At 69.6% G+C, this 25,365-nt stretch carries 16 protein-coding genes; 9 read left to right on the plus strand and 7 right to left on the minus strand.

Features of this window, described 5'->3' with window-relative positions:
• Window positions 1-2 precede the first annotated feature (2 nt).
• On the plus strand, window positions 3-5,048 hold the full coding sequence (locus ACUTAG_RS00370; protein WP_148318707.1) for a type VI secretion system Vgr family protein: 5,046 nt from the start codon (window positions 3-5) through the stop codon (window positions 5,046-5,048).
• Window positions 5,029-5,670 (plus strand): hypothetical protein, encoded by a 642-nt coding sequence (locus tag ACUTAG_RS00375; RefSeq protein WP_049057663.1) that lies wholly within the window; start codon window positions 5,029-5,031, stop codon window positions 5,668-5,670. The genes ACUTAG_RS00370 and ACUTAG_RS00375 overlap by 20 nt, the downstream gene beginning before the upstream one ends.
• A 12-nt stretch (window positions 5,671-5,682) precedes the next feature.
• Here ACUTAG_RS00375 and ACUTAG_RS00380 read toward each other — a convergent pair whose 3' ends face one another.
• From ACUTAG_RS00380 to ACUTAG_RS00405, 6 genes are read right to left on the minus strand one after another with little or no spacing between them, the layout of a single operon-like run.
• Window positions 5,683-6,447: a DUF3304 domain-containing protein gene (locus tag ACUTAG_RS00380; RefSeq protein WP_080944985.1), complete on the minus strand. Its 765-nt coding sequence runs from the start codon at window positions 6,445-6,447 to the stop codon at window positions 5,683-5,685.
• A 20-nt stretch (window positions 6,448-6,467) separates the two neighbouring features.
• On the minus strand, window positions 6,468-8,768 hold the full coding sequence (locus ACUTAG_RS00385; RefSeq protein WP_026382006.1) for a DUF2235 domain-containing protein: 2,301 nt from the start codon (window positions 8,766-8,768) through the stop codon (window positions 6,468-6,470).
• A complete protein-coding gene (locus tag ACUTAG_RS00390) occupies window positions 8,761-9,540 on the minus strand; it encodes a DUF3304 domain-containing protein (protein ID WP_054484236.1) in 780 nt (259 codons plus the stop codon). Before ACUTAG_RS00390 ends, ACUTAG_RS00385 begins: the two co-directional genes overlap by 8 nt.
• The gene (locus tag ACUTAG_RS00395) at window positions 9,533-10,510 is read right to left on the minus strand and encodes a DUF4123 domain-containing protein (RefSeq protein ID WP_112957680.1); all 978 of its coding nucleotides are present in this window, start codon (window positions 10,508-10,510) and stop codon (window positions 9,533-9,535) included. The genes ACUTAG_RS00390 and ACUTAG_RS00395 overlap by 8 nt, the downstream gene beginning before the upstream one ends.
• 11 nt (window positions 10,511-10,521) lie before the next feature.
• Window positions 10,522-13,392, minus strand: a complete 2,871-nt coding sequence (locus tag ACUTAG_RS00400) for a type VI secretion system Vgr family protein (RefSeq protein WP_148318705.1) — start codon at window positions 13,390-13,392, stop codon at window positions 10,522-10,524.
• Between the two features lie 26 nt (window positions 13,393-13,418).
• Window positions 13,419-14,345 (minus strand): hypothetical protein, encoded by a 927-nt coding sequence (locus tag ACUTAG_RS00405; protein WP_148318703.1) that lies wholly within the window; start codon window positions 14,343-14,345, stop codon window positions 13,419-13,421.
• A gap of 191 nt (window positions 14,346-14,536) precedes the next feature.
• Here ACUTAG_RS00405 and ACUTAG_RS00410 point away from each other — a divergent pair, with 191 nt between their 5' ends.
• The 5 genes from ACUTAG_RS00410 (at window position 14,537) to ACUTAG_RS00430 (ending at window position 22,463) form a co-directional block, all read left to right on the plus strand.
• Window positions 14,537-15,388: a M15 family metallopeptidase gene (locus ACUTAG_RS00410; RefSeq protein ID WP_026382340.1), complete on the plus strand. Its 852-nt coding sequence runs from the start codon at window positions 14,537-14,539 to the stop codon at window positions 15,386-15,388.
• Between the two features lie 70 nt (window positions 15,389-15,458).
• Window positions 15,459-16,856 (plus strand): hypothetical protein, encoded by a 1,398-nt coding sequence (locus ACUTAG_RS00415; protein WP_070668538.1) that lies wholly within the window; start codon window positions 15,459-15,461, stop codon window positions 16,854-16,856.
• A 119-nt stretch (window positions 16,857-16,975) separates the two neighbouring features.
• Window positions 16,976-20,686, plus strand: a complete 3,711-nt coding sequence (gene tssM / locus ACUTAG_RS00420; RefSeq protein WP_045953190.1) for a type VI secretion system membrane subunit TssM — start codon at window positions 16,976-16,978, stop codon at window positions 20,684-20,686.
• A complete protein-coding gene (gene tagF, locus ACUTAG_RS00425) occupies window positions 20,683-21,666 on the plus strand; it encodes a type VI secretion system-associated protein TagF (protein ID WP_006385166.1) in 984 nt (327 codons plus the stop codon). Before tssM ends, tagF begins: the two co-directional genes overlap by 4 nt.
• Window positions 21,667-21,668: 2 nt before the next feature.
• The gene (locus ACUTAG_RS00430; RefSeq protein WP_020928045.1) at window positions 21,669-22,463 is read left to right on the plus strand and encodes an OmpA family protein; all 795 of its coding nucleotides are present in this window, start codon (window positions 21,669-21,671) and stop codon (window positions 22,461-22,463) included.
• An 89-nt stretch (window positions 22,464-22,552) separates the two neighbouring features.
• Here ACUTAG_RS00430 and tssA read toward each other — a convergent pair whose 3' ends face one another.
• Window positions 22,553-23,665 (minus strand): type VI secretion system protein TssA, encoded by a 1,113-nt coding sequence (gene tssA / locus ACUTAG_RS00435; RefSeq protein WP_053497257.1) that lies wholly within the window; start codon window positions 23,663-23,665, stop codon window positions 22,553-22,555.
• Between the two features lie 175 nt (window positions 23,666-23,840).
• Between tssA and ACUTAG_RS00440 the strand changes: the two genes are divergently transcribed.
• Window positions 23,841-24,092, plus strand: a complete 252-nt coding sequence (locus tag ACUTAG_RS00440; protein ID WP_020928047.1) for a hypothetical protein — start codon at window positions 23,841-23,843, stop codon at window positions 24,090-24,092.
• Between the two features lie 36 nt (window positions 24,093-24,128).
• Complete coding sequence (locus ACUTAG_RS00445) at window positions 24,129-25,289, plus strand: PAAR domain-containing protein (RefSeq protein ID WP_024069127.1); 1,161 nt, start codon at window positions 24,129-24,131, stop codon at window positions 25,287-25,289.
• Window positions 25,290-25,365: the final 76 nt, after the last annotated feature.

Genomic DNA, 25,365 nt, shown 5'->3' on the forward strand with positions numbered 1-25,365 from the left:
CCATGATCGATCGTTCCTCCCCGCCCGCGGGCTACAGCAGCCTGGATGTCGCCGCGCTGTCCCAGAACGCCCGCCTGCTGCAAGTCGAAACGCCTTTGGGCGAAGCGCTCGTCGTCGAACGCCTGCGCCTGCGCGAAGGCGTTTCGGAACTGTTCGCGCTGACCCTGGACTGCCTGTCCGCGTCGGCCGAGCTGGACGTCGAACCGCTGCTGGGCAAGGAGATCAGCGTCAGCCTGCTGCTGGCCGACGGCGGACGGCGGCGCTGGCATGCGGTGGTGGAAGGCGTGGACGCGCTCGGCGCCGACGGCGGGCTGGCGCGTTACCGCCTGCACGCCGCGCCCTGGCTGGCCACGCTGCGGCTGCGGCGCGACAGCTTCGTGTTCCAGGACAAGTCGGTCACCGATATCCTGACCGACGTGTTCGCGGACTACCCGCTGGCCGCGTTCGCCTTCGACATCGCCGAACCGCTGGCGTCGCGCCCGGTGCGCACCCAGTACCGGGAAACCGACCTGGACTTCGTGCTGCGGCTGATGGCCGAGGCCGGCCTGAGCTTCCGCTTCGACCACCAGCAGGGTGACAGCAAGGCCGACGGCGGCGGCGCGCGCCACCGCCTGGTGGTGTTCGATGCCCGCGCCGCGCAGCCGGCCAACCCCGCCGCCTCGCTGCGTTTTCATCGCAGCGATGCCACCGAATCCGAAGACAGCGTCACGCGCTTCGGCGCGGCGCGCGAGGTCCGCGCCAACGCCGTCACCCGCGTCGCCTGGAACGACCGGACGCTGCTGGCGCACGGCGCCCATGCCGAATCGGCGCTGGACGCCGGCGCGCTGCCGCCGCTGGAAGACTACGACTACGACGGACACGGCCGCCACCCGGACGACGCCGCGGCCGAACAGCTCGCCAACCGCGGGCTGCAGGCGCACGAGGCGCGCGCGCTGCGCTTCGAGGGCGGCGGCAGCGCCCGCCAGATGATGCCGGGCCACGTCTTCGCGCTGACCCAGCACGACCGCTACGCGCAAGGTGCGGGCGCGGCGGGCGACGAGCTGGGCGGCAACCGCTACACGCTGCTGTGGGTCGAGCACGAGGCCGCCAACAACCTGGGCAGCCAGGCCGCCCAGGCGCTGGCCGCCCCCGATCTGGAGCATGGCGCCTACCGCAACGACTTCACTGCCCAGCCGGCCGCCGCGGCGCTGCTGCCCGCCTGGCGAGCCCGGCCGACGGCGCCCGAAGGCGTGACCGCCCTGGTGGTGACGGCGCAGGATGCCAGCATCACGACCGGACGCGACCTGCGCGTCAAGGTGCAATTCCCGTGGCAGCGCGGCGAGCGGCCGCTGCCGGGCGGCCTGCGCCACCGCAGCCACGGCGACGACGCCGGCAACGCGCCGGGCGACGATCGCTCCGGCACCTGGCTGCGCGTGGCCGGCGCCCAGGCCGGCCCCAACTGGGGCGCGCATCATCTGCCGCGCCAGGGCACCGAAGTCGTGGTGGAATTCCTGGATGGCGACATCGACCAGCCCGTGGTGGTGGCGCAGCTCTACAACGACAGCGATCTGCCGCCGTGGAGCGCGGGCGTGGATGGCCAGGCCAATCATCCCGGCACGCTCAGCGGCTGGCATAGCCAGGGCCTGGACGGCCAGGGCCACAGCCAGTGGCTGTTCGACGACACCGCCGGCCAGGTGCGCACGCGCCTGTCGAGCTCCATCGCCGCCTCGCAGCTGGGATTGGGCTATCTGGTCAAGCAGGCCGCCGATGACGCATCGCGCGGCGAATGGCGCGGCAGCGGTTTCGAGCTGCGCTCGGACGCCTGGACCGTCGTGCGCTCGGGCCAGGGCATGCTGCTGTCGGCCAACGCCCGCGAGGACGCGCGCTCGACGCAGGCCGATGCGCAGGAGGCCCTGGCACTGCTGCGGGGCGCGCGCAACGCGGCGGGCCGCATCAACGATGCCGCCACCCAGCGCCAGGCGCGGCCGCTGGCGGCCAACGAGCAATACGATGCCCTGATCAAGGCGGTCGATCCCAAGACCGACGGCCGCTATCCCGGCAGCGTCGGCGGCCAGCAGGCGGTCAAGGCCGCCGGCGGCGAACGCGGCGGCAGCGATCCGGTCGAGCGCATCGACGGGGCCCGCATGCTGATCGACGCGCCTTCGTCGATGAACCTGGCGACACCGGCCTCGGCCGTGCTGCACGCCAGCGAAAACCTGCACGTCACCGCCCAGGCCGACGGCCACATCGCCGCGCGCCAGACCTTCGCCAGCGCTTCCGGCCGCTCGACCAGCCTGTTCGTGCAGGATGGCGGCCTGCGCGCCATCGCCGCCAACGCGCCGGTGTCGCTGCAGGCCCATACCGACATGCTCGAAATGCTGGCCGGGCAGGACATCACCATCACCTCCACCACCGACAGCATCGAAATCCTGGCCAACCAGCGCATCACCCTGCAGGCGGCCGGCGGCGCCATCGTGATGGACGGCGGCGACATTGTCTTCAAGGGGCCGGGCATGTTCTCGGTCAAAGGCGCCTCGCACAACCTGATCGGCCCGGCCAGCGACGCGGCCGCCCTGCCGGCCCTGCCCTCGAGCCAGGTGGGCGATCCGATGCTGGTGACGGCGGAACTGGTGCACCGGCCGAACGCGCTGCTGCAAGCCCTGAATGGCTCCGGCCAGGCGCTCAACGCCGCGGGCGCGGCCGATGCCGCGGCAGCGGGCGCCGCGCTCCCGGCGGCGGGCACCGCGACGGGCGGCGGCTCCATGCTGGGCGGCCTGGGCGCCACCCTGGCCAGCGGCGCAACGGCCGTCTCCGGCGGATTGCAGAGCGCAACGCAGACCGCGTCCGGCATGGTGGACAAGGCCAAATCCATGGCCAACGCCGCGCTCAAGCCGGTCCAGGACGTGGGCGCGATGGCGGGCAAGGCCATGGGCTCGGTGACCGAGGCCGGCTCGGGCCTGGTGTCCGGCGCCGCCGCCAGGGCCGGCGGCATGGCGCAATCGGCGCTGGGATCGGCAACGCCCTCATTGATGGGCGGCGCCACGCCTTCGTTGATGGGCGGCGCGCTTGCCAGCGCGGCGCCGATGCCCGCCGGGTTGGCCGATGCGGCCGGCGCAGCCTCCGGCGCGGCGGCATCGTCGCCGGGCGTGGCGGCGCAGGCGGCCGGCATGGCGTCGTCGGCCACCGGCGTGGCCGCGCAGGCCGCCGGCGCCATGGGCAATGCTTCGGCCGCCTCCGCGCTGTCGGCGGCCTCGGGCCTGACGGCCGCGGGCGGCGGCGGTGTCGGCGCGGCCATCGGGCCGGTAATGACGCAGGCCATGGGCGCCCTGGGCGACCGCGGCGCCGCGCTGGGTTCCGCGGTGAACACCCTGCTGTCGATGCCCGACGTCAACCAGGGCAACCTGCCGGCGGTGGCCGGCGCCATCCTCGGCACGCCCGGCCTGACCGATTCGGCGGTGCCCACGGTGGTGGGCGCCATCCTGCAATCGCCCAGCATTTCCAGCGTCACCTTGCCCAAGGTGGCCGAGACCATCATGAACATCCCGGCGGTGGCCAACTCGCCCTATCCGGGCCTGGCCAAGCGGGTGATGGAAGCGGCGGGCATCAGCCTGCCGGGAACCGCCGCGCGGCCGGCCGGCCAGGACGCGGGCGCGGCGCCGGACCCGGCCCCGACCTCGGCCACGCCGTCGGCCTACCGGGCCCGCAACGGCGCCAAACTGCAATACGTCAACCTGACGGAGCCTTCCGAACGCTGGAACGACGGCCAGGCGCTCAACAGCCTGGATCGCCAGACCAACAAGCCCAAGATCCATGTGAAATTCAACAAGGCCGGCCAGCACCGCTTCACCGTAAAGGTCAGCCCGCGCCCCGGCAACGCCGTGTATTCGGCGCGCGAACAGAGCCGCCAACCCCTGTACCGCGAACCCACCCAGCGCACGTACAGCTACGTCACGGACGCCGATGGCACCAAGACCGTCGACGACATCGCGCTGCCGGCCGCCGGCCTGAACACCTACCTGTTCGAAGTGATCAACGACAAGAACCAGATCATCTCGACCGAAGTGGTTGAAACCGTCCGGCGCCTGTATCTGCAGGAAATCATGCTGCCCGGCCCGGAAGCGCTGCCGCGTCCGCACGGCTTCCAGCCGACCGCCACCGAGTACGCCCGCCATGGCGTCGACGTGCTGCAATTGCCGCCGGTGAGCACTCCCGGCGATGCCAATTCCGACGTCTTCACCGAAGACGGCGAGGCGCGCCTGCGCCAACTGGCCGGCTCGGTCTATCCCCGTTCGCAGGGCCCCTCGCACGCGCCCTACACCATCGTGGTCTGCCACGTCGACCGGCTGGCGTCGATGCTGCCCGTGCAGCCGATCTACGTGCAGGCCAGCGCCGGCCCCGGCGCGCCCGACAAGGAAGTCCAGTTCGTCAGCGCCGACGGCAACGTCAGCTTCCTCTGGCACAACATCGAGCCGAATGTCGACTGGTTCCTGGAATGCCTGTTCGAATACACCGACCCGGCCGCGGGGGTGCGGCGCGTGCCTGTCGCGCGCGACCGCTTGACGCCGCTGCCCTACGATCCGGCCGAGCCCAAGGCCTGCCATGCCGTCAATATCCGCCTGGCCGGGCTGCTGCCGATACCGGCCACCGGCAGGTTGATCCTGCGCGTGCGGCTCATGGAAAGCGCCGCCGCCGGCGCGGCCTTCTACGACACCAACCTGCTGTGCGTCGCGGCCCTGTCGCCCTTCGAGCCGGTCACCATGAACTACCAGCAGGAAACGCTGGTGCACGAGATCGGCCACTTGATCGGCATGGTTCCCAGCGGCCCGGAATGGGCCCAGGCCCATCCGGACGAAGCCGACATGGATTCGTCCAGGCTCGACAAGGGCCCGTTCTTCTATTCCCAGTTCGGCAACCATTGCCACTTCGGCCTGCCCGCCAGCCAGGCCGATCCCAGCCACACCGGCGCCTGCGTCATGTTCGGCGGCGACTGCCAGAGCATCCGCTATTGCGTCCATTGCGCCAAGGCCGTGCGTAAAGTGGACATGTCCAATGGCTGGCCGTCGTTCTGACGGCCGGCGCCGACTGGCGCCGGCCCTGGCCCTGCTGCTCGCGGCCGCGCTGGCCGCCGCGCCCGCGTCGGCGCGGACCGTGGGCGGTCCGCGCGCTCCCTCCCAATCCGCTACCCAGACCGCTTCCATGAATACCGACTGGATCGACCCGCCCGCCTTCGCCACCGCGCCCATCGGCACCGTGCGCGACCATGCCTGCATCCCGCCCAACCAGGGCAGCGACGACCAACTGAACATCGCCGCGCCCGCCCGCGTGCGGCCGCAGGCATCGGGCGCCTTGGTGATTCCCGTCTGCGCCCAAGGCATCATCCCGGTTTCGCAAGACCAGAAGCTGCCGCGCTTTGTGGCGGTCGACACGCTGACCGGCAAGACCTACGAAGGCGTGGCCTACGAGTACAAGCGCCGCAGCCCGCCGCCGGGCGTCGAGGTCGACGAGATCGCCAGCTCGCGCCCGCCCAAGGGCATCCCGATCAGCCCGGGCATCAGCGTGGGCACGCAGTTCAGCACCGACCTGGCGGCGCAGGTGGGGCTGCCGAAGGAGCCGGCGAAGTACGAGGTGTATATCGAATCCAACGGCGTGCGGTCGAACACCGTGACGATCGAGGTCCAGGCGGCGCGGTAGGCCGCGCCGGTATCAGCCGCGCTTGTCGCCCGGCGGCGTGCCTTGGGCTTTCAAGCGCGCGATGCTCGCTTCCGGTAGCGCGGCAACGGCTTTGGCGAAGTCGCCCGGCTGGCGACCGGGCTGCGACAGCAGCGCGGCGATTTCCGGATCGGAGTCGAAGTCGGAGGCGACGGTGAAGTACAGGCGCATGTATTGGCGCATGTCCTGCTCCTGCACGATGCGATACTTGATCCAGGCCGTCCTGGCGACTTTGCCAAGTACGCGCAGGACCTCATGGCCATCCCGATAATCCTCGAATGCGCCGCGGTATTCCCGGTAAAGCCAGTCCGTCGTATCGACCAGCGGGAACCGCGTCTGCCCGAGCAGCTTGCGGCTCAGGGCCAGCTCCATATGTTCATCGGGATAGATGTGCAGTTCGAGGTACAACGGCCCGTCGCCAGCGGGTATGGGCGTCGGGTCAAGATGCACCGTGGTTTCCTTGTGGAACATCAGGCTGTCCATCGTGCCGTCGTAGAGATGCTTGATCGCCTCTTCGCCGTCCACGCCCGACCATTGGACCTTGAATTCCGTGCCCTTCAAGGCATAGCAACACGTCACCGATCCCTCCCCGCCGCCGACACCCATGGCGCCGCTGCCGGCGGTCCGCCCCGATTTGTCGGAAATACGGATGGTGTCGATATCCCAAGGCGTGTAGTTGTAGGCGATCATATTCAGCCCGCGATACTCGGGCTCTCCGCCGCAAGCGGCCGATGCCGTCACCAGCGCGATTGCCAACACCCGACTTGCGTATCGTCCAATCATGGCCGGGCCGGCGCCAACCCGTCCAGGTTCGCCCGCATCTGCTCCACGCGCGCCGCCGAGGCGGTGTCGGTCTTCATCTTGGCCTCCTCGGCCTTGAAATCGGTCTTGCCGAAGATGTCCTTGTCGCGCGTGCGGAAGTACAGCGTGGTGCTGGCCAGCAGGTGATCGGGCCAGCTGCTCAACATGGCGTCGTGCACCAGGAAGTCGAACAGCGCCATCACTTTGGGCGGCAGCGGATTCCTGCCGGCGCTGGCCTCGCGCCACACGTTCAGCAGCCGCTGCTCGGTGGCGCGCCTGGCCTTCATGTCGGCGAACGGATCCTTGGGCTTGTCTGCCTCGGTGAGCGTGCCGCCACCGCGGGTGATGAGCTCGTTGCGCATGTTCTGCATGTCGAGCTGGTCCTGCTCCATCCGCTCGATGGCCCGCACCGTATTCGGATTGTTGCGGCGGAATTCTTCCTTGTGGCGCTCCATGGCGGCGTCCTGGCGCTCCGCGTCCTCCAGCGCCCGGTACTCTTCCTCCAGGCGCTGCCACAGCGGCTTGAAGCGCTGCGGCGGCAGCTCGCCACGGCTGGCCACGGCTCGATCCCAGCGTTCGTTCTTGAGCGCCTCCAGTTCCTTCAGGCGGGCCGTGTTCTCCGGCTTGGCCTGCTCTTCCTTGGACAGCCCCAGCACGCGGCGGTACTCCTCGATATAGGCCTTCTCGGGCGTATAGAAGTCGCGGTCCTGGATCCACTTCTCGGCGGGATCGGACAGCTCGCTCTTGAATACCGGATCCTGGTAGCGCACGGCCAGCCAGCGCAGGAACACTTCCATGTGCGGCATGAAGTCCACGCCCGGCTCGTACTTGACCACGCCGCGATACGCCTCGACCAGCTCGGTGATGCGGTAGCTCTGGCCACCGTCCTGGATGGACATGCCCATGCTGAACTTGGCGTACGTCAGCGGGCGCTTGTCGAACAATTGCTCCATGCTGTAGAAACCCACGCCATGGCACAGGCCGAGGTTCAGCATGTCGCGCAGCGGCACCCGCGACAGTTCCGCGCGCGAGCCCAGCGACCCCTCGGGGCTGACCCCGGTGACGTCGCCGCTGGATCCCGGATAGAGATACTGCTCGCCCCGGGTCTTCTCCAGGCTGTCCAGGCGCTGGTTGGCGCGCAACTCCTGGGCGGCGGCGAAATGCACGCATTTGTCGACCGCGCCCGGCACCGTCAGGGTACGATCCTTGTGCGTCTGCTTGAGCAGATCGGTGAAAGGCAGAAAGCCCAGGAACGTGTTCTCGTCCATGATCGAGGACACCGAATCCAGCAGCCCCAGGAAGCGGATGCGGATCTCGGCCTCGCGCGCGCCGTTCTTGCCCGGAAACACCAGGTCCTTGTCGTGGCGCCGGCGGTACTTCTTGACCACGTCGTTGATGAACTGGCGCGCCATGACCCCGCCGCGGTCGCCGCCGAACACCGAAATCTCGATCCGCCGCACGTTGTTCATCTCGGCGCTGACCGCTTCATGCGTTGCGCGCAGCTGGCGCAGCGCGGCGTCCACCCGCACGTCGACCCCAGTGCCCATCAGGTAGGCCACGGTCTCGTTGTCGCGGATGACGGGCACGCCTTCCAGCGCGGTGCTCTTGGCCACTTCCTTGGCCGCCGTCCAGCCCACCTTCAGCGGGTTCTTCTTGAAGCCGGCCCAGAACCCGCGCACGGTGCCCTTGGCGCGGTTGGCCAGGCGTTCCGGATCCCAGGCATTCCAGATTCGCACGACCTTGTCGGGCAAGGTCTTGACGTCTTTCACCACGTCCTTGTACGCCTTGACCATAGGCTGGAATGACCCCTCCTTGATCATCTTCTGCGTGGCGCTGCGCAGGCGCTTCAAGGCATCCGTCTCGGGGATCTCGTCGGTACGGGTAATGTTCTTGATCGCGCTCTTGGCATTGCTGGCCGCTTCGCTGAGGATCTTCCGGCCGGCGACGGTCGCGCCGTAGATGAGATCATCGTTCTTGGCGTCCTCGTTGAGCTCGGTGCCCAGGCCGGAATAGTAGAACCGGAACCAATACTGGTTCACGGGACGGTCTTCATCGTCGTGGGCATAGTGCGCTTCCCAGAGCCGGCAGACGTTCGAATAGAACGTGGGGTGCTGGCTGTCCACATCCCGGCTGCGGCCGAAGCCGTCAAAAAAGAACCCGATGCGGATCACGGCGCCGCACTCCTGGCAATCCTGCCTGGGATAGGCGGCCTCGCTTTCGGCCATTTTCTTCAGAACGCTGGCGGGGGTGCGATCCACCGGCGGCAGGCTGTCAGCCATTCTTGTCTCCTGGCGCGGTTCCCGTGGCTTTCAGGTGCGCGATCTTTTCAGCCGGCAGGGCCTGCACGGCCTTGGCGAAGTCCCCGGCTTGCCGGCCGGATCTGGCCAGCAGCGCCGCGATGTCGGGATCGGCGTCGAAATTCGATGCCACCGTGAAGTAGAGGAACATGTATTGCTGCATGTCCTGCCTGTCTTCGATTCGGTATTTGGTCCAGGCCGTCCTGGCCACTTTGGCCACCACCCGACGCACTTCGGCGCTGCTGCGGTAATCGCCCAGGGCATCGCGATGCTGGGCGTACAGCCAGCGCGTGACCTCCACGATGGGGATGCGCACCTGCCCCAGCAACTTGCGGCTCAGCGCCAACTCCATGTGCTCGTCGGGATAGATATGCAATTCCAGGTACAGCGGGCCGTCGCCCGGCGGGATCTCGGCCGCCGGGAAATGCACTGGCGTCTCTTTGTTGAAGATCACCTGTTCCAGCTTGCCGTCGAACATGTGCTGGCGGGCTTCCTCGCCGTCCGCGCCGCGCCATGCCACCTTGAAATCGGTGCCCTTGAGGCTGTAGCAGCAGGTTACCGAGCCCTCGCCGCCTCCCGCGCCGATGGAACCGGTGGCGGCCGAGCCTCCGTGGGTATCGGTGATCTGGACGCGGTCCAGGTCCCAGGGCGTGTAGTTGTACGCCACGAACGACAGCCCCTGATAACTGGGCTCGCCATTGCATCCCGCCAACATCCCCAGCCACAGCAGCAGGACGACCAAGCCCTTACGCATGCAAAACTCCCTGTTCCGCTTCCCGTTCCTGTTCCGCCCGCAGCAGCGCATCCCACACCGCGTCGGGCACATGTGCCAGCGCCTGCGACAGCCCCTCGCCCTGGAAGTCCCGCAGCGCCGGCGCGATCGCCTCATGTTCGTCAAAGCGCGGGGAAATGGTGATGCCCCACGCCACGTAGTCCAGCATGTCGCGCTCGCTCTCGATACCGTAGGCCCGCGCCCGCGCCATCTGTTCGGCCACGCGCGCCACCAGTTCGTCCTGCCGCAGTTCGCCGCCCAGCACGCCCAGGTAGATGCGGCGGATCTGCACGGCCAGCTTGTCCGGATAGTCCAGGTCCAGCAGCGCCTGGTGCTGCGCCAGCGTGAACGGCTGCTGCCGCGGCGCATCGGCGGCCGGTCGCTGGCCCGGGCCGGTCCACTGTGCCATGGTGCCGTCGCGGCGCGCGTAGCGCAGCAGATTGAACGGCGCCAGGAAGCGCGCGCGCTCGGACGGCGTCCAGACCTGGAAGGCGCGGTCGAGGATGCGGCTGTCGTACAGGTGCAGGTAGTACTCGCGGCCGTCAGGCAAGCCGTATTCGCCGTGATAGGCGAAATGCGCCATCAGTTCGGCCAGCGGCAAGGGCGACACGAGATGCGTCAGCGCGTACGCGCCGCCCTCGGCCTGGTGCAGCCGCTTGAGCAGCCGCAGCAGTTCCGAGGTCCGCGGCTGCGACGGGCCGCGCCACAGTTCGAAGCGGCTCAGGTCGTCGACCTCGATCAGCAACGGCGCGATGTCTTCGTAGATCGCCAGCTCGGTGCCGACCCAGATCGAGCCAAAGCTGAGGTCCGCGCTGGCCCGGATCGGGCCTGCCAGTTCGGCGTGGCCGCGCAAGTCCACCAGCAGGTAGGTGTTCAAGCTGGCGCCGCCGCCGGTGGCCAGTTCGCCGGCCTGCGCCAGCGTGTCGTTGAGACGGGATTCCCAATCCATCATGCCGCGCCCCCTCACGCCTTGTCGGTGATGGACTGCACGCCATCCTGCGCGTCCAGCACGCACTGCTTGCAGACGGTGAATTGCGGGAAGGCGTAAGGCAACCGGTCCGGTCCGGCGAACTGCTTGTTGCCGGTCTTGACGTCGATGCGGCCCGGCGCGGTGACGGTGATGTTGCCGCCTTCGAGCACGATGCTGGCGCCCGCCGCCGTGGCAATGCGGATGCGCTTGGGCGCGGCGTATTCCACCGCGCTCTGGGCGCTGCCGATCTTCAGGTCCTGCTGCGCCTGCACGCGCAGGACGTCGTGCTGCGCCTGGATGTCGACGTTGCCCTTGGCCGAGATCAGGTCCAGGCCCGATTCCGCGCCGCCCTGCTGCAGGCCGGCCACGATGCCCAGGCCCTGGCCGGTATGCAGACGCAGCGCGCCCATCACCGCCAGGTTCTGGTCCTTGCCCGCGGACCAGTGCACCGCCTCGCCGGCGGTGTACTGCAAATGCTGGCCGGCGACCTGCGCCAGGCCGGCGCGCGCCGCCATCAGCACCACCGGGTCGGTGGCATGCGGCACCTTGCCCTGCGCCGCGGCGGTGTGCTTGGCCGACGCGTCGCCGCGCGCCCCGCCCAGGCTCTCGCCCGCCACGGTGCCGGAGACCGCGCGGTGCATCGCCGCCAACGGCGCCTTGTCGCCATCGAGCACGCTGGCGCCGGGGCCGCGCGTGCCCTGCACCGTCGCCAGCCGCATGCCCTGGTGCGCGCCCACCACGCCATCGAGCGAACGCGCCATCTGGTCGGTCTGGCCGGCCAGCGCCTGCACCCCGGCGGCGTCGCCGATGGCGTTGGCGCCGGTGGCGCTATAGGTGCTCAGCAGCACGCCGGCGCCGCCGCGCACCGCGCCATAACCGTCGGTACGCAATTCCGCGCCCAGGCCGCGCAGGCCGCCGCGATAGTTGCCGGCCTGGTGGATCAGGTGGCCCAGGTTCAGTTCGCTGGCCTGCTCGCTGCTCTTGATCTGCATGCGCAGCTGGCCGTCGGTATCGTCGAACACGATCTGGTTGTAGCCGGAGCCGCCGAATTCCTTGCTCTTGAAGCCGCTCAACGCGGCCGCGTTGCGGTGGTTCTCGTCGCCGCCGGCCGCGCCATGCCAGGCCGGGGCATTGCCGGACGCCAGGTTGGCCTGGGCGCTGGGCGCGCCATCGCGGGCCGCGGCGTAGACCTGCGTGTCGGCCTTGGCGCCCTGGCGGCCGCCGGGCGTGGCCGGCGTGCCACCTTCGCCGCGGCCGTTGTACAACGCGCCCACGACGATGGGCTGGTCGATGTCGTCATCCAGGAAACGCACCAGCACCTCCTGGCCGATGCGCGGCACGAAACTGATGCCCATGCCGGCGCCCGACTGGCGCTGCGCCACCCGTACCCAGCGGCTGCGGGCTTCGCCATCGGCGCCGCCCCCCTGCCAATGGAAGCGGATGCGCACGTCGCCGCGCTTGTTGCGCAGGATCTCGTCCTGCTCCTTCGGCTGGGTGCCGCCTTCGGCATCCGTCACGACGGCGGTATGCACGCCGTGCACCGAAGGCGCGCCCGCCAGCCGCGCGCCGCGGGCGCTTGGCAACGGCGGCCGCCAGGGGCGGTCGCAGCGCACGGCCTCGAAGCGGTTGGCGTAGCCGACCTCGCGCGCCTTGGCCAGCACCGCCGGGTCCACGCGCAGCGACACGGCTTCATGCGGTTCGGCGCCGGGCGCGGCCAGCGCGTCGCCGTCCAGCACCAGGTGCGCATCCAGCCCTCCCAGGCGCTGGGCCAGCGAGGCCCGCGTTTCAGGCGGCAGGTTGTTGATGCCCACGTGTTCGACGCGATCGAGCGCGAACTCCGGTTCGAAGCCGCCTTCCCCGGCCGGCCCCAGCGGCGACAGATCCCGCAACGTAAAACGCGTGCCGGAACGGAAGGTGCGCACCACCCCCAGGCCGACGAAGGTCTCGGCGCGGGCTCGCAGGGCTTCGGTCGCCAGATTGGCCTGGCGCCGCGCCTGCGCTTCATCGGCGAAACCACCGTGGCCGGCGACCTCGTACCAATCCAGCCCCGCGGCGTCGTCCTGGCCGCTGGCCGGGTTGACCAGCGCCTGCGCCGCCACCGCGCGCTTGCCGCTGTCGTGCCAGCCCAGCACGGTGATGCTGTCGGGCACGCGGCGGCGCAGGCGCGCCAGCATCTGCACGGTGTCGCGCGACTCGGTCGCGGCGGCCCGCTGGAAGCGGATGCCGCCGCCGGCGGACTCGGCGTCTTCGGCCAGGCCGCGGCTGTCGGCGAACAACTGCACCACGTGGCGCGCCGGCACGCCGGCGTCTTCCAGCACGGTCCAGCCCAGGCCGGCCTCGGCCAGCAGGCGGGCAATGAAGTCGTAGTCGGTCTCGCGGTACTGCGTGGTGTAGGGACGCGGCGCCAGGTCGGCCAGCGCCGCCTCCACGTCGCCGGCGACGCGGTAGACATACCCTTCGTAGCCGTCCAGCACATGGCGCACGATGTCCAGCACGGGCTTGGCCTCGAACACGCGGCTGGCGCGCCGCTGCGTGGCCAGCCACAGCCATGGCACCACCGTCAGCCGGTAGCGCGCCAGGCCGGCGTCGCCGGACAGCAATTCCGCTTCGCGGACGACGCCGCTGCGCCCGGCGCGGCTGCCGTCGGCGCGGGTGGTCCACAGCGTGACGGGCCGCGAGATCATGTCCTGCAATGACAGGCCGGCGTTGTCGGACAGCGCCACCACGCGCCATTGCCCCACGCCCGAGAGCGCTTCGCGCGCGACCCAGCCCTCCACCTGCAACGACGCGAGCGCGCCCTCGCCCTGCAGGCCGTAAAGGCGGGCATCGGAATTGAACAGGCCGGTGTTCGCGGTCGGATCCATTGCGGGAAAACCTAGGTCAGGCGCGCTCACGGCTCGATGTGAGCTTGCGCATTGGGACATTCCGGAGCAGTGCCCCAGTGGCCCGCGCAAACGCGCAGGCGGCATTGTTCGCTTTCAAGAAAGCCAAGCTTGCGGCATTCCGCCAGGCGCGCCGACAGCGGCGACCCCGGCAGCTCGCGGATGAAGATACCGTCGGTCTTGTAGACCTTCGTGCCCGGCGGCGATGCGGGCGGCAGGCCATACGACATCAGGGTCGCCAACAAGGCGGCGTCGCTGTCGTTGCGGGGCGCCGCCTTGCCGCGCGCCGGCGCGGTCTTCGAAGTGGCGGCCGGCGTGGCCGCCGCGATCAGCGCGCCGTCGCGCGCGCGCTCGCCGCGCGGCGCCGCGGTCGGACCGGGGGCCTTGGCGGTGGCCGCGCGCGGCGTGGCCGAGGCAGGCTTGGGCGGGGCCGCCGTCACCGCCAGCGCGGCCAGCGGGTTGGGCACGTCCGCCTCGGACGGGCGGGTCAGTTGCGCCAACGGATGATCGTCGATGATGGCCGCGGCATTCGAGGGCGCGGCATCGGCATCCGCGGGCATGCTCGCGCGCGGCGCGGCCGGCATGCCGGCCGCGCCCGCGTTGGCGGCGGGCGCCTGGGTCTGAGTCTGGGTCTGAGGCTGGGATGGGCGCGGCGCGTCGCCATCCACGCGCGCCACCACCACCGGCAATTGCGCCGTGTCATACACCGCCCACAGTCCCGCGCCGGCGGCGCCCAGGAACAGCAGCAGCAACACCAGCAGCGGCGTCCTGGAACGTTGCCGGACAGGCAGGTGCTTGACCTCGGCATCGGGCACGCGGCCTTCGAGCGAGGCAAGAATGCGCGACGACTGCGGCTCGTCCACGGCGGATGAACGCCCCGCCAGCAAGCTGGGAATGGCGGGCGGAGGTCGCGATTTTTTTTCGTCTTCTGCCATGCGAGGTTCCGTGTCGGCAGGGGCTTGGTCGGCCCCTATTAACCAAGGTGATCGAGAATACCCGATGACATCTTTTAGATCACGGCATCTTGTTACGATTCCTAAAGCATCGACGCTGTCTGCAACGCCCTGGCGCTTGCCTCAATCACGAATAGAACAAAAGATTACGCCTTCGTGATTGAGGGATACCGTTGCTACTTCTACTGCCCCTATATTTTCTGCTCGCGATCGGCGTCTCCGCGCTGCTGGTGTTCCCGTCTTTCAGGGCCGGGACCGCGCGGGGCGCGCGCGCGTTCGCACAGGGAATACGCCGCCGCGTGGCGCGCGGCGCGGGGCAGGCGGGCGGCGTGGTGGGCGGCTCGGCGCAAGTGGTGCGCGCCGGCGTCGGCAAGGCCGGCAACACGTTTTCGGCGTACCGCTGGCAGATCGCCGCGGGGCTCGCGGTGGTGCTGCTTCCGTCCCTTTTCGCTTTCGTCATGCGACACAATCACACATTTATTTACGAGGATCGGATGGCCGGTCCGGACCCGCGCATCCAGGCGCTGTTGACGGGCGAACGGCTGGTGCCGCCGCCACCGCTGCCGCCCGAAGTGTTCACCACGCGCGAGGTGGAACTGGTGCGTCCCAACCTGGGCGGCGCCAGCCGCGACTGGAATCTGCTGGACGCCGACTACCGTCAGCGCCTGCTGGCGGCCTACCGCGTGATGCGCGAAGAACATGGCTATGAAATGGTGTTGATCGAGGGCTACCGCAGCCCCGAGCGCCAGGAGGAATTGGCGAGCAAAGGCTCGCACGTGACCAACGCCGGCGCCTACCAGAGCTATCACCAGTACGGGCTGGCCGCCGACAGCGCGTTCCTGCGCGACGGCAAGGTGGTGGTCTCCGAGAAGGACCCGTGGGCCATGCGCGGCTACGAGCTGTTCGGCGAAACCGCCGAACGCGTCGGCCTGACCTGGGGCGGACGCTGGAAGCTGATGGACTTCGGCCACACCGAGCTGCGCCGCCCGGGCGTCATGCGCCGCGATACGGGGGCCGCGCAATGATCCGATCATGTTGCGCCGCTACCCTGCCCCTCACGCTTACTCGAACAACCGACCACCGCTACGAACCCACATGACCCGCTTTCTCAAAACCGGCCTGCTGCTGGCCCTGGTCTTCGGTGTGGTCTGGCTGGCCGTCATCATCTGGTGGCAGGAATCGCGCACGCTGCCCACGGGGCTCGACATCGGCCTGTACCTGTTCGCGCTGCCGCTGGCGCTGATCGCGGCCGGCTGGGCCGGCCTGCGCATCGCGCGCGCGCGCCGCGAAGCCCGTGCCGCCGCCGCCGCGGCCCCCGCCGACGCACCGGCCGCGACGTCCGCCGCGGCGCCCGCCATTACCCGGCTGGTGGCCCTGGCCGGCGCCGCGCGCGCCGCGCCCGGCAGCGACCCCGCCGCCATCCACGCCGCGCTGGCCAAACAGCAGCGCCCGGACCTGGACGAAACGCTCAAGAATGCGCGCGGCTATCCCGTCTTCAGCGCCCGTGCCGCGCACCTGGACAGCGATGCCCTGCGCGAGATCGCCGAAACCGACGACACGCCGGCGGCGGCGCGCACCGAGGACTGCCTGCGCGCCACCGCCCTGTTGTGCGAAGTGATCGAGACTCTGTCACGCGATGCCCGCGCCCATGTGCTGGAGCACGGCACGCCGGAGCGCGACGACGACTGGCCCCTGTTGCAGCTGGAACTGCTGCTGCCGGCCCAATGGCCGTCGGCCGCGCGCGAACACGCCCAGGCGCGGGCGCGGCAGGCCGCGGCCTGGCCCGCGGCGCGCCTGGGCCTGCGGCCGCACGAGGCGCGCGACGCCTTGGCCAGCGACGGGCTGCTGCGCGAACTGGCGCTGGAGCCAGCGACGGCCGCCCGCGCGCCGCTGCGCATCGTGGCCGCGGCCGATTCGTTCATCGACAGCCACGTGGTGGGCGAATGGGACGCCGGCGGCCTGCTGGTCGGCAACGGCAATCCGCAAGGGCGCGTGCCCGGCGAAGCGGCCGCCGGCCTGCTGCTGGACCTGAACCTGGCCGCGCCCGCGACGCCCGGCAATGGCGCGCCCGCCGCGCCGCCGGCGGGCGCCTTCGCGCTGACGCTGTCACCCATGGCGCATCGCGCCACCGGCGCCGATGACCGCGGCGCCGCCAACGAACCGATGCTGGCCGAGCTGACGACCCGCTTCCTGGAGCAACATGAACGCCGCGCGCAGGACATCCGCGCGCTGGTCAGCGACGCCGACCATCGCGGCAGCCGTCCGCTGGAAGCCGCGGGGCTGGCCAGCACGCTGTTCACCACCCTCGACCCGAACCAGGATTGCCTGGCGGTCGGCGGCGCCTGCGGCTATACCGGCGCCGCCGCGCACCTGCTGACGTTGTCGGTCGCCGCTGAAGCCTGCGCCCAGGCCGAGGCGCCGGTGCTCGCCGTGATGACCCAGGACCCCATGTTGCGTACGCTCGCGCTGCTGTCCCCTTCCCCCTCCGCCTGACCCCCATAAGAAAAGCCAGAATCATGCGTAGCCCTTCAGGTTTCTTTTCCGGTATCTCCAGCGCCCTGAGCGAAGGTCGCCATTGGACCTCCCGCGCCCTCGGCAATCCGCGCCTGTTCATGGCGATCGGCCTGATCGCCCTGGTCGTGTTCCTGTTCCTGTTTGCCGACACCGTCGAGATCGGCCTGGCCTGGGCCGGCATCGCGCTGGGAATATTCCTGTTGCTCTGGCTGTGCGCCTATCTGTGGCGCCGGCGCCGCGCGCGCCGCGCCAACAAGAACCTGGGCGACATGCTGGAGCAGCAGGTGCAGACCGGCAGCGCGGCCGCCAATCGCGGGGACGTGGACGCGCTGCGCACGCGCCTGGTGCAGGCGGTGCGCACCATCAAGACGTCCAAGATCGGCCAGGTGTCGGGCAACGAAGCGCTGTACGAACTGCCCTGGTACATCGTGATCGGCAACCCCGCCGCGGGCAAGAGCAGCGCGGTGATCAATTCCGGCCTGCAATTCCCCTTCGCCGACAAGAACGGCGCGGCGGTGCGCGGCGTGGGCGGCACCCGCAACTGCGACTGGTTCTTCACCACCGAAGGCATCCTGCTGGACACGGCCGGCCGCTACTCGGTGCACGAGGAAGACCGCAACGAATGGATGGGTTTTCTCGACCTGCTCAAGCGTCATCGCCCCAAGGCGCCGATCAACGGCATCATCGTGGCCGCCAGCATCGACGAGCTGACCGGCGCCGGGCCGGAATTCGCCATCAACCTGGCCAAGAACCTGCGCCAGCGCGTGCAGGAACTGACCGACCGGCTGGAAGTGTTCGCGCCGGTCTACATCATCTTCACCAAGGCCGACCTGATCTCGGGCTTCAGCGAATTCTTCTCCGACAGCGACCAGCGCGAGCGCGACCGCGTCTGGGGCGCCACCCTGCCCTACGGCGCGGAAGAAAACCGCGACGTGCTGGCCCTGTTCGACGAACGCTTCGATGAACTGTACGAAGGCCTCAAGGAAATGGGCACGGCGCAGATCTCGCTGCGCAACAACCGCGAACTGCCGCCGGGACTGCTGACCTTCCCGCTGGAATTCGCCGGCATCAAGCCGGCGCTGCGCACCTTCCTGTCGACGCTGTTCGAGACCAACCCGTTCCAGTACAAGCCCGTGTTCCGCGGCTTCTACTTCACCAGCGCGCTGCAGGAAGGCGTGTCGCAAAGCACCTCGACCGAACGGCTGGCCGAACGCTTCGACCTGCGCCCGGCCGCCCGCGGCCAGGCGCGCAACGTGTCCTCGCACAACGGCTTCTTCCTGCGCGACCTGTTCTCCAGCGTGATCTTCGCCGACAAGAAACTGGTGCGCCAGCACGCCAGCCCGGCCAAGACCCGCATGCGCTACCTGACCTTCTTCGGCCTGGTGCTGGCGCTGGGCCTGGTGCTGGGCGGCTGGAGCTGGTCATACCTGGGCAACCGCCAGCTGGCGCAGAACGTGCAGGCCGACCTGGACAAGGTGGTGCGCCTGCAAAGCGAGCGCACCGACCTGCAGAGCCGCCTGGAGGCCATGGAGATCCTGCAGGACCGCATCGAGCAGCTGGACCGCTATTCGTCCAGCCGCCCGTGGTCGCTGGGCCTGGGCCTGTACCAGGGCGACGTGCTCAAGGAGCGCCTGCTGGCCGAGTACTACAACGGCGCGCGCCAGTTCATGCTGAGCCCGGTCAAGGCCAGCCTGGAGGACTTCCTGGCCAAGGTCGACATGTCCGGCGCCGCGGCGGCGGCCGGCGGCGCGCAGCAGCCGGCGCCGCAGGCGGTGCGCGCCTCGCACGTCCCGGGCGGCGACACGCTGTTCCAGGATGCCTCGCCGACCAATGCCGACGACGCCTACAACGCGCTCAAGACGTACCTGATGATGGCCAATCGCCAGCACGTCGACCCCACCCACCTGTCCGACCAGATCACGCGCTTCTGGCGCGGCTGGCTGGAGACCAACCGCGGCGCCATGCCGCGCGACCAGCTGATCCGCAGCGCCGAACGCCTGATCTCGTTCTACGTCAGCCGCGCGCCCGACGCCGGCTGGCCGCAGATCGACACCAACCTGGCGCTGGTGGAAAAGACCCGCGCCAGCCTGCGCGCCGTGATGCAGGGCATGCCGGCGCGCGAACGCGCCTACGCCACGCTCAAGGCGCGCGCCGCCACGCGCTTCCAGACCATGACGGTGGCGCGCATCGTCGGCGAGAACGACGCCGGCGTGGTGGCCGGCAGCTACGCCATCCCCGGCACCTTCACCCGCGAGGCCTGGGAGCAGTACATCCAGCCCGCCATCAACGAGGCCGCCAAGAAGGAAGTGCAGACCAGCGACTGGGTGCTGGGCGTGAACGCGCGCGACGACCTGACCCTGGACGGCAGCCCCGAACAGATCCAGAAGAGCCTGGCGACGATGTACAAGACGGAGTACGCGCAGGAATGGCAGAAGTTCCTGCGCGGCGTGACCATCAAGCCCTTCACCAGCTTCGAGCAATCTGTGGGCGCGATGAACCGCCTGGGCGACCCGCAGACCTCGCCCATCGCCAAGCTCATCAACACGGCCTATGAACAGACCTCGTGGGACAACCCGTCGCTGGTCAACGCCGGCCTGCAGCAGGCGCAGAGCGGCGTGGTCGGCTGGTTCAAGCGCGTGATCCTGCGGCAGACGCCGCCCGCGCCCACGCCCGCCACCACCGCCAACGGCGAAGCCATTCCGATGGGTCCGGTGGGCCGCGAGTTCTCGGACGTGGCGCGCCTGGTGGTCACGCGCGAGAACCAGTCGCTGCTGGGCAACTACATGGGCGCGCTGTCCAAGATCCGCACCCGCTTCAATCTGCTCAACAACCAGGGCGACCCCGGCCCCGGCTCGCTGGTGCTGCTGCGCCAGACGCTGGAGGGCAAGGATTCGGAGCTGGCCGACGCGCTCAAGCTGGTCGACGAGCAGATGCTGGCCGGCCTGTCGGCGACGCAACGCGAGACGCTGCGCCCGCTGCTGGTGCGGCCGCTGATCCAGGCCTACGCCGTGGCCATGCAACCGGCCGAACGCGAGTTGAACAAGGTCTGGAACGCGCAGATCTACCAGCCCTTCAACCAGACCCTGGCCGAAAAGTATCCGTTCGCCGCGCGCGCCAGCGTCGAGGCCAGCAGCGACGAGATCGGCCAGGTGTTCGGCCCGCAGGGCAGCATCGCCAAGTACGTCAACGACACCCTCGGCCCGCTGACCGTGCGCCGCGGCGACATCCTGACGGCGCGCACCTGGGGCGACATGGGCATCAGCCTGCAGCCGACCTTCACCGCCAACTTCGCGCAGTGGGTGGCGCCGCTGTCCGGCGGCGCGGGCGCAGGCTCGGCCAGCCAGCCGCAGACGCTGTTCCAGATCCAGCCCAAGCCGGCCTCGGGCGTGACCGAGTACACCATCGAGATCGACGGCCAGCAGCTGCGCTACCGCAACACGCCGCCGCAGTGGGTCAACTTCGTCTGGCCCAACGCCCAGGGCGCGCCCGGCGCGCGCATTACCGCCACCACCTTCGACGGCAGCGTGGTCGAGATCGTCAACGAACCGGGACGCTTCGGCCTGGAGCGCCTGATCGCGACCGCCCAGCGCACCGCCAACGCCGACGGCAGCTTCAACATGAGCTGGGGCAAATCCAACGTGACGGTGCCGGTCAAGCTGCGCATCATCAGCAACGCCCAGGCGCCCGGCGCCGGCGGCAGCGAGCCCGGCGGCAGCCAGGGCCTGCGCAACCTGCGCCTGCCCTCCTCCGTGGTGGGCGCATCCCCCGAATCCTCCTCCGCCCAGACGCGACCCGGAGCGCCGCAATGAGCAACTTGCAGTCCCCCCTGTTCCGCACGGCCTACTTCGGCAAGATCCCGGCCCGCGGCGACTTCGTCAAGAACACCTCGCATCCGCAGCTGATGAGCACGCTGGACGGCTGGGTCGCCAGCACCATGGAGCTGCTGGCCCAGGACCCGCACTGGAAAACGCTGTACGACGAGGCCGAGCCGATGCCGTTCGCCATTCTCGGCTCGCGCGGCAAGCTGGCCATCGCCGGCCACCTGCAACCCAGCCGCGACCAGTCGGGCCGGCGCTTTCCGTTCCTGTCGGCGACCTCGGTCGAAGTGCAGCGGCCGCTGGCCTTCATCGCGCGCAGCCCGATGGCTTTCAGCCGGCTGTGGAACCGCATGAGCGGCGCCGCCGCGCTGCTGATGACCGACGCCGACCCCGGCCCGGCGCTGCAGACGCTGAACGAACTCGAAGGCGAGATCCGCACCGAGGCCGACGACGGTTTCGATGCCTTCGTCGACCTGCAAAGCGTCGAGCGGCTGCAAACCATGCTGCGCGGCAATGGCCACGCGGCCAACGTCCACGACATCATCCTGGCGCTGGGCATCCTGCTCGAACCGGTCATGTCCAGCGGCTCGTCGCAGCTCGATCGCGGGCTGGCGCTGCCGCTGCCGGACGATCCGCTATATATCAATCTGGTGGCCTCGTACTGGATGACGCTGATCGCGCCGTTCCTGGCGCGCGCGGATTTCGAGATCACCGTGTTCATCGGCCGCATCGGCGGCAAGCATCGCCTGGTGGCGGGCTTTCGCGGCGCCTCGCCGCAGACGCTGGCCAGCCTGCTGTCCACGCCGCAGGCCTTCGCCGAGCAGCACATCGTGCTGGAAGACGCGCCCTGGGTGCGCGACCACGTGTCGGCCAGCCACGGCCTGGCCAAGCTTTCCAGCTACCTGGACCAACCCCGGCTGTCCCTGCGCATGGCGCTCGACACCTATCTCGAAGTCTTCACCGGAGCCTGACCATGCGCGTCTCTCTCCTGATCATGGCGGCGCTGTTCTCATGCGCCGCGGCGGCGCAGGACGCGGCCACCGTCGTCCCCGCCAACGTCATTCCGCAGCCCGGCCAGGTCGTGGCCAGCGGCGCCGTGCCAGACGAGGCCACCAAGGCCGACGTGCTGGCCCGGCTGCAACAGGTCTACGGGGTGGGCAACGTCATCGACCAGATCGAGGTCGGCGGCGTGGTGGCGCCGCCCAACTGGTCCGAACACGTGGGCAAGCTGATCGGCCAGCCGCTCAAGCAGATCAATCGCGGCCAGCTGGAAGTCGACGGCACCCAGATCCGCCTGCTCGGCGAAGTGCAGAACGAAGCCTCGCGCCAGCAGATCGCCAGCACCTTCGCCACCTCGCTCAACCCGACCTACAAGATCGTCAACGGCCTGCGCGTGGCCGCCGGCAAGGACGAACAAGGCCTGCTCGACAAGGTGCTGACCAACCGCGTGGTGGAATTCGAGACCGGCAGCGCCACGCTGACGGCGCGCGGACGCGAACTGCTCGACCAGGTGGCCGACGTCATCCCGAAGCTGCACAGCGACAAGGTGCAGATCATCGGTCACACCGACAGCTCCGGCAGCCGCAGCACCAACCTGGCGCTGAGCCAGGCGCGCGCCGACGCGGTCCGCGCCTATCTGGTGGACAAAGGCCTGCCGCCCGGACGTTTCGAGACGCTGGGCGCGGGCCCGGACCAGCCGGTGGCCACCAACGCCACCGCCGAGGGCCGCGCCAAGAACCGCCGCATCGAATTCCGCGCCAGCCGCTAGCCGGCGCGCGGCTGCCGCTGGGCGCGCGCCGTCGCGCGCCCAATGCCGCGGGCCGCGATGGCCCTTGCGGCCATCGCCGGGCCCCGCTTTCAGCCGTTGTTCTCGGGCGCCTTGGGAACGCCCAGCAGCTCTTCCAGCCCGGACAGGGCGTCGTTGTTCTTGAGCACCGTGCGCAGCCACAGGTGCAGCGACATCTCGCCCCAGCTGGCCGCCTTGTCGGCCAGGTAGGCCACCGGGCTGTGCGGCTCGGTGCGGCGGAAGAACTCGGCCACTTCGCGCAACTGCGCCAGGGCCTGGTCGCGCGTTTGCAGCGGGCCACGCGTGGCCGCCAGCGGCGCGGTGGAAGGCAAGTCGACGGCGGTCAAGGTAGGCTCCATGCGGGTGACGGCCGCGCCGGCGGGCGGCGTGGCCTGGGCGGCCGGCGGCGCCAGGTCGGCCCGCACCAGCAGGCCGGCCTCGCGGGCAAAGCGGTGCGCCAGCTCGGTCACGTCCTTCAGGGCGGTGCGCAGCGGCGTGAAAGCCGGGCCTTCCTCGCCCAGGCGTTCGGTCAAGGTCCGCTCGAGCACGTCGACCGCGCCAAAGCAGCCCTGCAACTGGCTTTCGAGTTCGGAATAGAACGCCGGCGGCGTATCGCGGCGCGCGGCGTCGAACTGGTCGAGCGTAACCTTGCCGCGGGTCAGGTCGGCGGCGTTCTGCGGCGCGCGCTTGATGGCGTTGGCCAATTGCGTGGCGCTGTCCCACAGCACCGCGCCGAAACGCCCGCCCTCGGACTGCGTCAAGGGCAGTTCCCGCACCAGCTGCTGCGACCGCGACAGCAGCCACGCCAGGTTGCCCACGCGCTGCTGCACGTCGCCCTCGTCCGGCACCGGGTGCAGGCCGTCCCAATAGCGTTGGCACAGGCCGTCCACCAGCAGGAAGCCGTCGCGCAGGCCGGCGAAGCCGCGCGTCTTGGCCCAGGCTTCGGCCAGCCAGGCGGCCACGCGCACGTCCTTGCTGCGCTCGGTCAGCACCTCGGTGCAGATGCGGATCACCTGCGGCCAGTCGGCCTCCTTGATGTCGATGACCCAGTCGCCCTGGTCCAGGTGCGGGTCATCGTGGCGGCGGGCCTCGCGGATGGCGTCGAATTCGGCCGAAAAGACCATGTCGGCGCCACAAGGCGCCTCGCCCGCAATGGGCTGCAACAGTGCGTCGATATCGCTCATAGTTTCTTGGGTCGTTGCGGATGGCGGGCCTTGCGCAAGCGGCGCGCGGCCCGGCGGCAAAGCAGCGATGATCCCATATCTGTAACCGCGTTACGTTGGAACATGACACGCCCTATTACAAAACGCATCAGGGACCATCGCTATCATGCAAGCTCTCCAAAAACAGGGAGTCGCGATGAACAAGTCCTTTCACATGATGCCCAATGGCCGCTTCATCAATGGCGCGCCGCGGCGCTGCCCGGACGGCACCTATGTCGGCGACGGCGGGCCCATCACCCGCGCGCCCGACGGCACCTACGTCGCGGGCACCCCACAGCGCGCGCCGGATGGCCGCTACCTGGGCGGCGGCGGGCCGGTGCGCATGGCGCCCGACGGCAGCTTCGTCGTGGGCACGCCCCGCATGGCGCCGGACGGCACCTATCTGTAAGCATAAATAACCATCGTTTGGGAGCAACGGACGGCCATGGCGCAGCGATCCGTAATACGCAAGGGTGACCGCACCTCGCATGGCGGCGTGGTGGTCACCGGAGACGAGTCCGTGCAGATCTTTGGCCAGCCCATGGCGCGCGTCGGCGACCGCGTCACCTGCCCCAAGTGCGCCGGCCAGCACACCATCGTCGAAGGCGTGCAAAGCGTCAGTTCCGATCGCCGCACCGCGCTGGAAGGCATGAAGACCTCCTGCGGCGCCACCCTCATCGCCAGCCAGCAGTTCTACCAGTTGGAGCACGGCGGCGGCGATGGCGCCGGTGGCGGCGTGAACGATGCGCCGCAGGCGCTGCAGGCCGGCGCGCCGGCGGCACTGGCCGCGGTGGTGCCGGTGGCGGCCGACGAGGCGCCGCAGCAATGCGCCCAGGTCCAGGACACCCTCAAGCTCACCGAAGCCATGTTCGACGCCAAGCGCGCCCCGGTCAGGCTGACCGGACCGTCGGCCTACAAGCCGCCGGCCGCGCTGGCGCGCGCGGGCGATGACAAACTGGTCATGTATGAAGCCTGGCCGGCCGGCCAGCGCGTGCCCGTGGTGCTGGAACCGCGCAAGCCGCTGTGGACCGGCGACCTGCTGCAGCGCTCGCCCCACGAGATCAGCGAACGCCTGACCGAGGAACCGCAGCCGCAGCCCGAGCAGGTCGCCAAGAGCCTGGGCGTGGCGCCCAAGGCGCTGCTGCAGGGGCGCGACCTGCAGATCACCATCGCCAAGGGCATGTCGGTGGACGACAGCGTCAAGCGGCTCGACGCGCAATGGGTGAAAGGCCCGCCCTGGGCCGATCCCACCCGCGAGGTCCACACCGTGGGCGAGACGATGTTCTCGCGCATCACGCTCTACAGCATGCCGGGCGAGCAGGCCGTGATCGACCACGCCGTGCTGCACGAGCTGGCCCACAGCTACGCCAACAACGCCCGTGTCGACATGAAGGCCTGGGGCGCCGCGGCCAAATCGGATGGCAATTTCCCGTCGGACTACGCCAAGGCCGGCCCACCCGAGGATTTCGCCGAATTCGTGGTGATGGCCATCGCCACCCAGGGCACGCCTTGCGAGAACTACGCCCGCTCGATCTACCCGGCCCGTTACCGGCAGTTGGACGCGATGGACCTGCTGGAGAAAAGCCCCGCCGCCCAGGCCGCATGACCCTGCCGCGCGGGTGGCGGGTTGCACCCGTCCCCGCAGGTGCGATACCATACGTTCCATATACAAACCATATATG

The sequence above is a fragment of the Achromobacter sp. CSND-B12 genome (assembly GCF_052906545.1).

Excerpts from the sequence above, each read along its gene's own strand:
- ACUTAG_RS00445 (WP_024069127.1), top strand. The coding sequence starts at position 24,129 with ATGGCGCAGCGATCCGTAATACGCAAGGGTGACCGCACCTCGCATGGC.
- tssM (WP_045953190.1), top strand. The coding sequence starts at position 16,976 with ATGGCGATCGGCCTGATCGCCCTGGTCGTGTTCCTGTTCCTGTTTGCC.
- tssA (WP_053497257.1), bottom strand. The coding sequence starts at position 23,665 with ATGAGCGATATCGACGCACTGTTGCAGCCCATTGCGGGCGAGGCGCCT.
- ACUTAG_RS00370 (WP_148318707.1), top strand. The coding sequence starts at position 3 with ATGATCGATCGTTCCTCCCCGCCCGCGGGCTACAGCAGCCTGGATGTC.
- ACUTAG_RS00390 (WP_054484236.1), bottom strand. The coding sequence starts at position 9,540 with ATGCGTAAGGGCTTGGTCGTCCTGCTGCTGTGGCTGGGGATGTTGGCG.
- ACUTAG_RS00405 (WP_148318703.1), bottom strand. The coding sequence starts at position 14,345 with ATGGCAGAAGACGAAAAAAAATCGCGACCTCCGCCCGCCATTCCCAGC.
- ACUTAG_RS00395 (WP_112957680.1), bottom strand. The coding sequence starts at position 10,510 with ATGATGGATTGGGAATCCCGTCTCAACGACACGCTGGCGCAGGCCGGC.
- ACUTAG_RS00400 (WP_148318705.1), bottom strand. The coding sequence starts at position 13,392 with ATGGATCCGACCGCGAACACCGGCCTGTTCAATTCCGATGCCCGCCTT.
- ACUTAG_RS00430 (WP_020928045.1), top strand. The coding sequence starts at position 21,669 with ATGCGCGTCTCTCTCCTGATCATGGCGGCGCTGTTCTCATGCGCCGCG.
- tagF (WP_006385166.1), top strand. The coding sequence starts at position 20,683 with ATGAGCAACTTGCAGTCCCCCCTGTTCCGCACGGCCTACTTCGGCAAG.
- ACUTAG_RS00440 (WP_020928047.1), top strand. The coding sequence starts at position 23,841 with ATGAACAAGTCCTTTCACATGATGCCCAATGGCCGCTTCATCAATGGC.
- ACUTAG_RS00415 (WP_070668538.1), top strand. The coding sequence starts at position 15,459 with ATGACCCGCTTTCTCAAAACCGGCCTGCTGCTGGCCCTGGTCTTCGGT.
- ACUTAG_RS00375 (WP_049057663.1), top strand. The coding sequence starts at position 5,029 with ATGGCTGGCCGTCGTTCTGACGGCCGGCGCCGACTGGCGCCGGCCCTG.
- ACUTAG_RS00385 (WP_026382006.1), bottom strand. The coding sequence starts at position 8,768 with ATGGCTGACAGCCTGCCGCCGGTGGATCGCACCCCCGCCAGCGTTCTG.